Below are 12,182 nucleotides of genomic sequence, written 5' to 3' on the forward strand. Positions count from 1 at the left end.
CTGGTCCGTGGAGCGCCCCATGCACAGGAATGCCCTACCCTCCCGCTGCCGCCGTGGTGCGGCCCTGCTCACGCTGGCCTGCGCGTTGACGGCGTGCACGTCGTCTCCTCCCATGTCTACTGCGGCAACGCCCACCGCCGTAGCTGCCGCCGCGCCTGCCTCCGCCCCTGTGCCGGAGCTGCGCCCCGGCATTCCGGCCGGCTACCTTGGGCGCGCCCTGCCGGACAGCCTGGCACTGCTGCCGCCGCCACCGGCCCAGGGCTCCCCGGCCTTCGCCAATGACCAGGCCATCCACCGCGCCGCGCAGAAGCTGCGTGGCACGCCCCGCTACGCGCTGGCGACCACGGACGCGAACCTGCACTTCCCGCAGGTGGCCACTACCTTCTCCTGCGCGCTCGGGGTGCCGATCAGCCAGCAGACTTCGCCGACGCTCTACCTGCTGCTGCAGCGCACCCTGGTCGATGCCGGCCTGGCCACCTATGCCGCCAAGGACCACTACAAGCGCACGCGCCCCTTCGTATTCCACAAGGAAGGCACCTGCGCACCCGCAGACGAGGCCTCGCTGCGCACCGACGGTTCCTATCCCTCCGGGCATACCGCGATCAGCTGGACCTGGGCGCTGCTGCTGACCGAGCTGAGCCCGGACCATGCCAACGCACTGCTCGCCCGCGGGCGCGCGTTCGGCGAGAACCGCCTGATCTGCAACGCGCACTGGCAGAGTGATGTACTCGAAGGCCGTGCCGTGGCCGCTGGCGCGCTCGCCGCCCTGCACGCCAACGCCGATTTCACCCGCGACATGGCGCTGGCCCGGGCGGAAATCCAGTCGCTGCGCGGCAACAGCGTGCAGCCCACCGGCTGCGATGCGGAGAAAGCGGCACTGGCGGTCCCGATTCCCGGGGTGCTCTAGCACGCGCCCGTGCGCTGTCCCGCGGCCCATGCCATCCTGCGCTGATCTCCACCCCGAAGGCGCAGCAGATGGCACAGGTCCAGATCGTTTCCGATGGCGTCAATTACCGCCACCACATCCGCAGCGGTGAGCATGCGCTGGTGACCGACGAACCAGTGAGCCTTGGCGGCCAGGCGGCAGGCATGGCCCCCTTCGATCTCTACCTCGCCTCGCTTGCGGCCTGCACGGCCATCACCCTGCGCATGTATGCGGAGAAGAAGGGCTGGGACCTGGGCGAATTCCGTGCCGAGCTGTCTTCCTCCCGCGACGCGGACGGCCGCTTGCAGGTGCATCGCGTACTGCATGCCTCCGGGGCGCTGACCGAGGCGCAATGGGCGCGCCTGCTCGAGGTCGTCGAGAAGACGCCGGTCACCCTGGTCATGCGTGAGGGAGCCACGATCACCAGCGAACAGGGCCGCTGACCGGGCGGTCGTCCGGTGGTTCCATCGCGTGCTGCAGACGCCGTTTTCACCTGGTCCTGACGGTTGAAAAAAAGAAGGCTTCCCGCTGCATCCGCCACGACACTCCCGCCGTAGCTGAAGGTGCGTCACACCGGCGCATCCATTTGGGAGTTTTGGTCATGAAGATCCAGTTCGCAGGCCTCGTACTGATCGGTTGTCTTGCCGCCACCGCATCCCCGCTCGTCTTCGCGCAGGCCCCGGCCGCGCCGATGGCGGCGCACAGCAATCCGATGGTCGGCGGTGCGGCGATGTATGCCAACAAGGACATCATCGACAACGCCGTCAATTCCAAGGACCACACCACGCTGGTTGCCGCGGTCAAGGCCGCCGGCCTGGTGGACACGCTCAAGGGCGCAGGCCCGTTCACGGTGTTCGCACCGACCAACGCCGCGTTCTCGGCACTGCCCAAAGGCACCGTGGAAGGGCTGCTGAAGCCTGAGAAGAAGGCGGACCTGACCCGGATCCTGACCTATCACGTCGTTCCGGGCGCAGTCACCAGCACCGACCTGATGGCGAAGATCAAGCAGGGTGGCGGCAAGGCCAGCCTCACCACGGTCGAAGGCGAAGCGCTGACCGCGCGCGTCGTTGGCAAGGGCATCACCCTGACCGACAGCAAGGGCCAGGTCGCCCACGTCACCATCGCCGATGTGAAGCAGAGCAACGGCGTGATCCACGTGATCGACAAAGTGCTGATGCCGTAACCGGAAACGGCGGCTGCAGATCGCCTGCAGCCGCCCCGGAGCGGGAGGAAGATGACCTGGCGCGCCGTCTTCAGGACGATGACGGGGGAGACATCACGCTGTGCGGACGACGCGCCAGGTCAAGACGGTCCCTCGCCGGCGCATGCGTGCGCCGGCAGGGTATGTAGACGGGGAAAGAGGACGCGGTCCGCCGGCGCTCAGCGCGGCAATGCCTTGCCGGACAGCTCGACGCGTCGGTTCGGCGCCAGGCAGACGATCAGCGCGTTGCGCTGCGCCTGCCCGCACTGCACCAGCGGGTCGGCCTTGCCCCGCCCTTCGGCGACGATCGCCGCCGCCGGTACGCCGCCGGCCACCAGCGCGTCGCGTACGGCCTCGGCACGCCGTTGCGACAACACCAGGTTGTAACGGTCGCTGCCGATCCGGTCGGTGTAGCCGATCACCTGGATGGTCTGCACCCGGCTGGCATCGCGCACCTGCTGCAGCAACGTCTCCACGTTACGGCGTCCTTCGGGCGTCAGCATGGCGCTGTCGAACGCGAACATCGCATCCGCCGCCAGCCGTAGCGGCTCGCTCGGCATCGGCGCGGGCGCCGGCGGCGTAGGTGGCCGCGGTGGGTCGAGCACGGCGGCACAGGCCTGCGGCTTCCAGTGCGCTGCCTGGGCAATGCCCTTGCCATCGAAATCGACCTTGAACTGACAGGTGAAGTAATCCCCACCCGGACTGCTGCGGAAATTGAACAGGTAGTTCCACTCGCGCACCCCCCACATACCCTCGCCGAAATGCGGGGTGCCCAGCAGAGCGTACAGCTGGCGTTTGCTCATGCCACGGGCGAACAGGCGCAGGTTGTCGACGTCCACGAACAGTCCCTCCTTCAGGCTGGCCCTGGCTGGATCCGGGAAGCTCACCGCCTCGGCGTCGACGGCGGTATCAGGCGGTGTGGCGCGTTGCTCGCCGTGGCTGGCGCAGGCGCCGAGCAGCAGCGCTGCCAGGCTCAGGCCCAGTGACCGCAGCAGCGGCCCCTGGGAAATGGATGCGGGCTGCATGTGCATGGTGTTCCCCCTGTAAACGCTGAATGCGGACCGTAGGGCCCGGTGCCGGCGGCGCGCCGGCACCGGACGCGGTCACCACTGGATGCCGGCACCTACCGCGACACCACCATCGCCGCGGCTGTTGGTCGAACCGCTGAACTTGTAGATCCAGCGGCCGCCTTCGGAGACCCCCGAAATGCCCACCGCCACGCCGGACTCGCCGTTGAAGCTGCCTGCGGCGAGCGAGGCCATGCTGCGGCCGGCTTCATAGGGCTGCGGCAGGGCGGCCACCGCCATGGCCGAGGCGACACCGGCCGAGGCGCGGTTGTCGGTCTTCTGCAGGTTGCGGTCGAACGAGTCCATGCGCTCGTCGGTGTACGCCTTGGACCAGTCCAGGGTCTGGGCCATGCCGCTGCGCAGCTGGTCCACGTTGACGGCATCGGTACCGGCGGTGCCGGGGGCGACGTTGCGCACCGTGGTCGGACCACTGGCGGTACTGCCGAGTGTCACGCTGTTGAGGTTGGTGGTGCCGTTGACGTTGGTGTCGTAACGGATCGTGCCCTGCTGGGACGCCTGCAGCTGGCGGACGTTGACCGCGTCGGTGGCTTCGCTGCCGTCGGCGACGTTGGCGATCTGCCGTTCCGCGCCACTGCTGCCCACCGAGACCGTGTTGGCCCGGTTGGCCACCGAACCGGCCCCCAGCGCGACGCTGTTGCTGCCCTGTGCACTGGCTCCGTTGCCCAGTGCGGTCGCGTTGCTGCCTGCGGCGGCAGCCCCCGCACCGCCGGCCACCGCGTTGTCGCCGGTCGCGGCCGGCGCGGCGAGGTTCTGCGTGTTGTTGACCTGGAACATCCCGGAGGTGCCGTTGTTGATGTTGTTGATCTGCGTGTCGGTGTAGGCCTTGGACTCGGTGATCGCGTAGTTCACACCGTTCTGCAGCTGACCGACATTGACCGCGTCATAGCGCTCCGAACCATCGGCCACGTGGGTGACCTTGCGCTCGGCACCGGTGCTGCCGACGGCCACCTCGCCCACCGAGTTGCTGGCACCGGCCTGGCCGTAGGCACCGGTGTACCCGGCCTGTGCGCCCACACTGGCCACCGAGCCGGCGCCGAGGGCGATGCTGTTGTCCGCGCTGGCGCTGGCGCCATCGCCGATCGCCGCGCTGCCGCTGCCCGCCGCACTCGCCAGCGGCCCGATCGCGATGCTGTCGGCGCCGCCCGCGGTGGCCGCGCCCTTGGTGGAGTTGACCTGCACATACTGGCTGTTGCCGCCCGGCTGGATCTGGTCGATGCGGCTATTGAGGTTGGTCAGCGAGGTATCCACCGCCGAGAAGGCCACGGTGACGTCGCTGTAGTCGTTGGGGATGACGCTGCCGTCGGTGGCGATCGAGGAAATGCGGAACGTCGGCGCGGTCCAGATGCCGGTGTTGCCATCGAAGTTGGTGGTGCCGCCGAAATACCCGACCAGGGCAGCGTTGGTCTGGAACAGCTGGTTGCCGTTGACCGCATCCAGGCTGCCGGCCAGCACGCGTCCGTCGGCCAGGTTGGTCAGTGCCACCGCCGCGCCGCTGGCATCGCCGGCCAGGGTGATGGTGTTGGTCGCGTTGCCACTGGCATCGGCGTCGTACTTCACGGCCAGGCGGTCCACGGTGTCGGTCTGGTCGGCGACGTTGGCCAACGAGGTGCTCACGGCATCGAAGGCGCTGCCGACGTTGTCATAGCTGCCGGCGGTGACCTGGCCATCGCTGGCCACGTTGTTGATCGTGTAGGTCGGGGCGGTGACCAGGCCGTTGGTGTCCAGCGCTGCACCACCGCCCAGATGGGTGGCCACGGCCTGATTGGCATTGAACAGCTGGGCACCGTTGACCGCTTCGTTGCTGGTGGCGGTGACACTGCCGGCGGCGACGTTGCTGAGGGTGGTGGCACCGGCTCCGTTGCCGAGCGTGGCGCTGGCGTAGTTCACGCTGCCATCGGGGTTGAGGTCGTAGCGCAGCGCGCCCTGCTCGGAGGCATCCAGCTGGGCCAGGTTGACGGCATCGGTCGCCTGGGTACCGGCGGCGACATTGACCACCTGGCGTTCGGCACCGGCCGCGCCCACCGACACCGTACCCTCGCGATCGGCCAAGGCACCGGCGCCCACGGCAATGCTGTTGGCGGCGGTGGCCGAGGCCCCGGTGCCGACGGCGATGCTGTCCAGCCCGGCGGCGGCGGCCTCGGCACCGGTCGAGTTGATCTTCAGGTAGCGGCTGCCGACGCCATTGCGGATGTCGGTGATCTGCGTGTTGAGGTTGACCAGCGAACCATCCACCGCGGAGAACGCGTCGCTGGCGTTGTCGTACACCCCCTGCGCGACGGCGCCACCGCTGGAGATCGTGGAGATCTGGAAGCTGGGTGCGGTCCACGCGCCGGTGGCGGGATCGTAGGCGGTGACACCGCCGAAGTAGTCGACGATCGCGCTGTTGGTATCGAACAGCTGGGCGCCATTGACCGCCTCGGTGCTGCCCGCGTCGACCGCGCCGTTGGCCAGGTTGGCGATCGTGGTGGTGCCGGTGCCGCCGCCGAGGGTGACGCGGCGGTAGTCCGCACCGCCAGCCCCGTCGTCGTCGTAGGTCACCGCCAGCGTGCCGACCGCATCGATCTGCGAGATCGCGCCCTGCAGCTGGGCCACGTTGACCGCATCGGTGGCGGCACTGCCGGCAGCCACGTTGCTGATCTGGCGCTCGCCACCGGCAAAGCCGACCGAGACTTCACCGGCTGATACCTGCGCCGCACTCAATCCATAGGCGCTGTAGCTGGCCTGCGCACCGCGGTTGGCCGCCGAGCGGTAGCCCAGCGCCACGCTGTTGGCCTGGTTGGAGGTCGCCTCCGAACCCAGGATGGTCTGCCCGTTGGCAGTGCCCGTCGCACTGTCGCCGACCACCACGGAGTGGCCCATGCGCGCTGCGTAATCGGCCGTCGGAACGCCCGTCGGATCGGTCGGGTCGTTGACCCCTGCGCCCGGGAACGCCACGCTGGCGTCCTGCTGCGGCAGCTCGTGGCGTGCGTTCGCACCGATCACCACTTCCCTGGACCCGTTGGCATAGGCACCATCGCCGACGAGCACCTGGTAGTCCTGCGCGGCGTTGACCGCCCAGCAGTCCACGCTGGCCACCAGCAGATTGACGCAGCGGTTGGACCACGCCGGCGAACCGTCCGGCAGCACCAGCCCGAGCAGGCCGTTGGGGTCGCCGTTGTTGATGTTGTAGATGTAGCTGTCGGAGGTGACGCCACCGATCAGGGTCAGGTGCGAGCTGCCGCCGGTGCTTGCGCCGCCCAGCCCATCCAGCAGCGTACCGACCGGGGTCAGGTTGACCACCGGCAGGCCGAGCACGTTGGTGACCGAATAGGTCTGCATGACGTTGGCGCTGCTGACTTTCAGGTTGCCGTTGCGGACATAGCCGTCGCCGCCCAGCAGCCCCTGCGCGGTCGGACCGACCAGCTGCGAGAGCGAGCCGACCAGGCCGCCGGTGCCGATGACCAGGCCGGCGTTGGGATCGGCCGGGGCCGGACCCTTCGGGCTGCCCGGCGGCAGCGCGGTCGGCGCCGGGAAGACGGTGCCGAGGATCGGCGTGGTGATCGCACCGACCGCACCCAGCACCGGGGTGGTGATGGCACCCACGGTAGTGCCGACGCCGTCGAGCAGGCCGCCGACCGCCCCGCCGACACCGTTCAACAGTCCCCCCAATGCATTGCCCAGACCATTCGGCGCCAGCGCCATCGAGCTGGTCTGCACGGCACTGACGCCGGCATCCACGAGCTTGGGATTGCGGTCGGCCGCATCGACCACGTGGCCGAGCGCATCCACGCGCACCCCACCAGCGACAGTGCTGGCCAGCGATGCCTGCACGGCATCCGGGGCGTCCGGCGTCACCGTGGCGTCGGCGATCAGCGCCGCCCTGGCCTCCACCTCGGCCGCCGCCAGGCGTGCCTGTGCCGCCGCATCGACGTTGGCCTCCAGTGCGGCCTTCCGTGGTGACGGCGTCGCGACGGCCACATTCGCCGCCGCCTTCGCCTCGGCGTTCACTGCCAGCGCGGTATCCGCTGCCGCAGTGAGTCGCGCCTCGGCCTTGACCGGCACGTGCACCTTCGCTGCGGTCGGCGCAACCGAGGCGACCGCGTTGATGTCGGCATGGGCCTTCAACGCCCCACCGTTGCTGTTACCTGCCGCGATGCCCAGATCGGCCAGGGTCGCCACCTGGGCGCCCGGCGCGGCAACGCGCCTGGGCAGATCCGCGTTCGCCTGCGCAGCGGCCTGCACCTGCAGCGCCGGCCGGTTGGCCGTCGGTGTGCCGAGGTTGAGATTGACCTTGGCATCCACGCTCAGCAGGGGGGCGGTGCCACGATCACGTGCCGCGGCTGCCAGCGCCACTTCCGCATCGAGCTTCACCGGCAGTGGCGCGGTGTACTTGGCGGTCAGTGCCTGCAGGTCGGTGAGCGTCTGGTTCTCACCGGCCCATGCACTGCCCGTGCACAACGCCAGCGAGAGACCCAGCGACAGCACCGACATCGGCACCTTCAGATGCACCACGACCGGGCCGGCGGCCAGGCTGCCACGCGCGGTGGCGATTTCGGAGACGACCACCAGGGCGTTCAGCCGGTGGCTCCACACCAATCGAAAAATACGGTTCATCAGGTATTCCCCCGTTTACGAATGCGTTGAACATCACCGGTGCCTGACGGCACGTGGATGTCATTACAGTCGAGGGGTCAAACCGCGAGCACTTCATTCCGGCAGCACAAACGTGCGTTCCGGCAAGACGACGGGTAAAACCGGCAGGGACATGGGCAATTTCGGCAGGTTGCCGAATATGTGCACGGCCGGCGCGTGGATACTCGTTTGAATGCTCAGGCCGGGCTGCCCATCTGCGCGGGCGCGCGCATCAGCGTGTCGCGTGGCAGCTCGCCGAACACGCGTCGATAATTATCGGCAAAGCGCGACAGGTCCCACAGTCCGCAGCTGAGCGCGATCGCCTTGACCGATTTGCGGCTGGAATCGGCCATCGACAACCCGCGGCACGCGGCGCACAGCCGCAGCATCGAGAGATAGCGGTTGGGCGAGGTGCCGAACAGGTCTTCGAAGGCATATCGCAGCGCGCGCTCGCTGACGCCGGCGGCGTCGCAGATTTCATTCATGTAGATATAGCGACGCAGATTGAGCCGCATGAAGTTCTCGGCGCGCTGGGCGATCAGATAATGCGTGCGCCGGCCCCGGCTGCAGGTCGGGTGGTCGTCGCTGCCGGCCCCCAACAGGGCCTGGATGTGGTCATGCAGCAGGGTATCCACGGCATCGGCGGCCAAGGCACCGCCCTGCCCGGCGAGCGCGGCATGCACATCGGCATAGCGCTGCATCAGGCGCGTCCCGCCGCCGGCCGCGCCGACGTGGAACAGGGACAGCGCCTGGCCCGAAGGCAGTGTGCTGCGCAGGCTGAGTTCGGTCAGTTTGCGCTGCACGCGCTGCATCGGCGCGAGCAGCAGGGTGAGGTGGGTGCCGGCGCTGAGCGTGAACTCGCTGATGCCTTCGGGCAGCACGGTCAACACCGTCCCCGCCGCCAGCGGCATGCCGTGGCACCAGCTCACATTCTCGTCTGTGGCGTGGATCAGGCCGAGCAGGCACCAGTCCTGCGGCAGCATGAATCGGCCGCGGAAATGGAACCCGCTCACGGCCGTGCAGAACAACGCCTCGTCATGCACCTGCGATTCGATGGCGGCCCGCGGGCCGTTGCCATCCAGCAGCACCATTTCCAGATCGCAGACACGCAGCACACCACTGAGCGATGCCAGGTCGAATGCCCTGAGCCCGCTCTCGATCCGGTTATCCACCACACCATCTACCATGACAGTGATGCCCCCTTTGGCCTGGACCCCCGGTGTCTCGCCATAGGCCACCGGGTGCGCACTCCTTCGATTCCTGCTGCGCATTCTGTTACGGCAACCTGCCGCGGCGATGCCGTCTGCCCGCCCATCCAGATCATCCAGCGATGCCCGCTAAATGACTCAGCAGATTCCTTGCCGCTCTGCGCGTCTGATTCGATGCGCATTTTTGGCAAGTATGCCCGAACTGGACGCCAGGTAAACAGAATCACAATCGCCATCACAAATATGGCCGACACCCGTAAAACCCAGCGTTTGTGCGCGTCCGCACACCGCCAAATAATTGACATCACATCACCATCACATAATATCCACCCGCAGTTCACTTTGACGCCATTACATCAGGTTCATGCAGCGCAGCCACGGCTGACCGGTTTTCCCTAAAGTTGAATCCGGGTCTGCCGATTTTGTGTATTGGATACCGCGCGATTCGTCGAGCATCCAGATCAGGACGCCCGGGTATACCGACGCGGTGATACTGCAATACAGAGGGAACGCCATGGACAGCAACCTTCATCTTCAGTGCCTTCATTGCCAGTGCCGCGTGCCGGCAGCAGTGACGTACTGTCCAGCGCGATCTGCCGCCAATGACGTCGGCCGGGCACTGCCCGGCCGATAGCGCAGGCCTGTAAAGGGCCGCACCGCGCAGGATGCGCGGTCGAGATGGACGTCCTGGCGGAGCCAGGCAACACCATCGGTACCAGGGGTTGTATCCGCCCGTTCGGGCTCTGATTGGGAAAGGGAGAAACCGTCATGAATGCATCCGTTCGCAAGTTCCTCGTGGAAGAAGATGGCGTGACCGCGCTCGAGTACGGCCTGCTGGCCGCCGTGATCGCGGGCATCCTGGTGGTCGTCGGTAAAACGCAGATCGAAGGCTTCTTCACGAGCCTCTTCGAAAAGCTCGGTGAAGTCGTCGAGGACGCCACCGGGAAAGCGTCGGCCTGATCGTCTGATGTGAATGCCAGCGCTGTCGCCCGGCTCTCCCGCGGCGACGGCATGGCGCGGACGTGCAGAGGCACGACCGATTCGGGGGACATAACGCATGGAACTCCTTCCCCTGGTGGCATTGCTGCTGGGCGTACAGGTCGCCATCCATGACCTGTACGCCCGACGGGTGTCCAATCGTGGGTTGATGCTGGCGACCGGCCTGGCACTGGTGGCACTGGCCTGGCAGTGGCTGATCGCAGGCCGCGGCTTTCCGGGTACGCACCTGCTCGGCTTCGCGCTGGGATTGCTGTCGCTGCTGCCCTTCTATGCCGTCGGCTGGATGGGTGCCGGTGACGTGAAGTATTTCGCGGTGCTCGGCCTGCTGCTCGGCGCCGCACCGCTGCTGCCGATCTGGATCATCGCCAGCCTGCTCGCCGGTGCACATGCGATGTGCGTGATCGTCGCGCGGCGCATGCCGCCTGTCTTCTCCCACGACGCACTGACCACTGGCTCCAGCGGTCCGGTCACGCGCCGGTTGCAGCCGGTGATCGCGCAGTGGCGTCATGCACGCCAAGGCCGGGTGGGAATCCCGTACGCGGCCTATCTGGCCTTCGCCAGCCTGTGGTGGGTGCTGCAGCAGCACGTCGGCGGTGCCGCATGAGCGTCACACGTCGGTACTGCCGTCATTCCCGGCCCCAACGCGGCATCGCCACGCTGGAATTCGCCTTGATGCTGTTGTTCGGCCTGTTGCCGCTGTTGCTGGTCACGTACTCCGGCGTGATGATCATGGCCGCGCAGCAGACGCTCTCGGCGGCCTCGGCCGAGGGAGCACGGGCCGCCTTCCGCCATGCCACGCCGACCGAACGCCGTACTGCCGCCTGCCTGGCGGCACGCCGCTCCATGCAGTGGCTGCTCACTTACGCCAAGCAGTCACCCGACTGCGCTGCGGGTGGCGCCCCGCCGATCACCGTCTCCACGCCAGCACCGTGCGCCGACCTGCCGGCCGCGCAGTGCATCCGCGTGGAAGTGAGCTACGACTACAGCGCCTACCCGTTCCTGCCCGGCACCGGCCGCGTGTATGGCTGGGTGATGCCCAAGCCACTGCGCAGCACCGCCGTCGCCCAGCTCGATCTCGGCGGCAACTGATGACACTCCGGAGAACAGCATGCTCAAGTTGACCCGCATCGCCGCGATCCTGTTGATCGGCCTGGCGGTGATCCTGGCGATCATCGCCTTCGGCGTCAGCCGTCGCGCCAGCCAGACGCCCCCGGGGACGCCGGCGACAGCGAACGCACCGGCGCAACCGGCGACCTGGCCGGTGGTCGAGGCGGTCGGCGCGTTGCCGGCCGGACGCCCGATCACGGCCGAGGACCTGCGCGTCACCGGCCATCCCCAGCGCCCTACTGGCGCCTACACCTCGATCAACGCCCTGGTCGGCGCGGTGCCGACCCAGGACATCCCGGCCGGCACCCAGATCCAGACGGCACAGATCGCGCAGGGCTTTTCGTTGCGCCTGAACCCCGGCGAGCGTGCGCTCGCCGTGCCGGTGGACGAACTGGTCGCCGCCGGCAACCGCATCCAGCCCGGCGATTTCGTCGACGTCTTCCTCAACCTGCGCGCCTCCGGTGGGTTGCGCGATGACGGCGATGCACAGACCCGGCTGCTGCTGTCGCGCCTGCGCGTGCTCAGCTATGGCGCGCATGACGTACAGAGCGTGGCCACGGTGCCGGCCGATGGCAGCGAGCCGCCGCCCGCAGACAGCCGCGCACAGGACATCACCGGCGGGAGCAGTTCGGCGGGCGGCTCCCGCAGCGATGGCACCACGGCCCCGGCACGCAGCGCGGTGCTGGCCGTGCCGGTCGCCGAAGCGAACCGGCTGCTGCTCGGCGCCCAGCAGGGCAAGCTGTTCCTGGCGCTGCGCAACCCGGCCGACATCGGGCTACCGGACCAGGCGCTGTTCCCGACGCCCAACCGCGTGCTGAGCCCGCGTCGCGAGCTCTCCGCCGACGAGCGCCTGGCCCTGCAGCGCCCGGAGAACGACGCCTATGCCGGCATCGACACCGAAGCATTGGCCGGCCGCGGACGCAGTACGGCCGCCGCACTACCGCTACCGACCAGCGCCCCCCGCCGGGCCACGCCGCGCGCGGACCGCGGCATCGAAATCATCCGTGGCGACATTTCCTCCCACAGCGGGTCGCGCTAAACCC

The 12,182-nt window shown here is 68.1% G+C and carries 11 protein-coding genes; 7 read left to right on the forward strand and 4 right to left on the reverse strand.

The window, feature by feature from the left end:
• Window positions 1–112: 112 nt before the first annotated feature.
• From ABE424_RS04165 to ABE424_RS04175, 3 genes are all read left to right on the forward strand, one after another.
• On the forward strand, window positions 113–907 hold the full coding sequence (locus tag ABE424_RS04165; protein WP_346491075.1) for a phosphatase PAP2 family protein: 795 nt from the start codon (window positions 113–115) through the stop codon (window positions 905–907).
• Window positions 908–975: 68 nt separating this feature from the next.
• Entirely contained in the window at window positions 976–1,368 is a 393-nt protein-coding gene (locus ABE424_RS04170; protein ID WP_346491074.1) for an OsmC family protein, read from the forward strand.
• Window positions 1,369–1,526: 158 nt separating this feature from the next.
• Window positions 1,527–2,108, forward strand: coding sequence for a fasciclin domain-containing protein (locus ABE424_RS04175; RefSeq protein ID WP_346491073.1), 582 nt, complete (start codon window positions 1,527–1,529; stop codon window positions 2,106–2,108).
• Window positions 2,109–2,305: 197 nt separating this feature from the next.
• Here ABE424_RS04175 and ABE424_RS04180 read toward each other — a convergent pair whose 3' ends face one another.
• The 4 genes from ABE424_RS04180 to ABE424_RS04195 all read right to left on the reverse strand — a co-directional run bounded on the left by ABE424_RS04180 (window position 2,306) and on the right by ABE424_RS04195 (window position 9,549).
• A complete protein-coding gene (locus tag ABE424_RS04180; protein ID WP_346491072.1) occupies window positions 2,306–3,151 on the reverse strand; it encodes an OmpA family protein in 846 nt (281 codons plus the stop codon).
• 78 nt (window positions 3,152–3,229) lie between these two features.
• On the reverse strand, window positions 3,230–7,807 hold the full coding sequence (locus tag ABE424_RS04185; protein WP_346491071.1) for a YadA-like family protein: 4,578 nt from the start codon (window positions 7,805–7,807) through the stop codon (window positions 3,230–3,232).
• Window positions 7,808–8,022: 215 nt separating this feature from the next.
• A complete protein-coding gene (locus ABE424_RS04190) occupies window positions 8,023–9,012 on the reverse strand; it encodes a helix-turn-helix domain-containing protein (RefSeq protein ID WP_346491070.1) in 990 nt (329 codons plus the stop codon).
• 372 nt (window positions 9,013–9,384) lie between these two features.
• A complete protein-coding gene (locus ABE424_RS04195; RefSeq protein ID WP_346491069.1) occupies window positions 9,385–9,549 on the reverse strand; it encodes a hypothetical protein in 165 nt (54 codons plus the stop codon).
• Between the two features lie 252 nt (window positions 9,550–9,801).
• Between ABE424_RS04195 and ABE424_RS04200 the strand changes: the two genes are divergently transcribed.
• From ABE424_RS04200 to cpaB, 4 genes are all read left to right on the forward strand, one after another.
• The gene (locus ABE424_RS04200; protein WP_346491068.1) at window positions 9,802–9,993 is read left to right on the forward strand and encodes a Flp family type IVb pilin; all 192 of its coding nucleotides are present in this window, start codon (window positions 9,802–9,804) and stop codon (window positions 9,991–9,993) included.
• Between the two features lie 97 nt (window positions 9,994–10,090).
• On the forward strand, window positions 10,091–10,636 hold the full coding sequence (locus tag ABE424_RS04205) for an A24 family peptidase (RefSeq protein WP_346491067.1): 546 nt from the start codon (window positions 10,091–10,093) through the stop codon (window positions 10,634–10,636).
• Window positions 10,633–11,121, forward strand: a complete 489-nt coding sequence (locus ABE424_RS04210) for a pilus assembly protein (RefSeq protein ID WP_346491066.1) — start codon at window positions 10,633–10,635, stop codon at window positions 11,119–11,121. Before ABE424_RS04205 ends, ABE424_RS04210 begins: the two co-directional genes overlap by 4 nt.
• Window positions 11,122–11,140: 19 nt before the next feature.
• Complete coding sequence (gene cpaB / locus ABE424_RS04215; protein WP_346491065.1) at window positions 11,141–12,178, forward strand: Flp pilus assembly protein CpaB; 1,038 nt, start codon at window positions 11,141–11,143, stop codon at window positions 12,176–12,178.
• Window positions 12,179–12,182 lie beyond the last annotated feature (4 nt).

It is taken from the genome of Stenotrophomonas sp. TWI1149 (genome assembly GCF_039673155.1).
Classification (GTDB): domain Bacteria; phylum Pseudomonadota; class Gammaproteobacteria; order Xanthomonadales; family Xanthomonadaceae; genus Stenotrophomonas; species Stenotrophomonas maltophilia_AA.